The organism is Buttiauxella noackiae ATCC 51607, assembly GCF_001654865.1.
GTDB classification, from domain to species: Bacteria; Pseudomonadota; Gammaproteobacteria; order Enterobacterales; family Enterobacteriaceae; genus Buttiauxella; species Buttiauxella noackiae.
In genome coordinates this window covers 1-310 of record NZ_LXEO01000090.1, presented here as the reverse complement: position 1 = coordinate 310, position 310 = coordinate 1, and the positions used below count along the sequence as shown (strand labels likewise).

Annotated in this window: 1 pseudogene; it reads left to right on the top strand. The window is 52.6% G+C overall.

Annotation, left to right across the window (positions count from 1 at the left end):
- Positions 1-310 (top strand): annotated as a pseudogene (locus tag M979_RS23580) (kdo(2)-lipid A phosphoethanolamine 7''-transferase); the annotation flags it as partial.

Genomic DNA, 310 nt, shown 5'->3' with positions numbered 1-310 from the left:
TGTCGGTTATCAGTTCGTGATGTGGATGATTTTGGTCAGCGTTATCCCGCTGGCGCTCATTTGGGGTAGCAACACGCGTGACACGCTGCTTCATCAGTTAAAAACACCGGGCCAACGGATCAAAAATGTGGCCATTGTGCTGCTGGCCGGGCTGATGGTTTGGGCGCCGTTGCGTTGGCTGGATAAACAACAAAACCGCACTGAGAAACGCTCGACCGTTGATATGCCGAGCTATGGTGGCGTGGTCGCTAACTCATATCTGCCATCAAATTGGGTTTCCGCATTAGGTCTTTTTGCCTGGGCTCAGGCT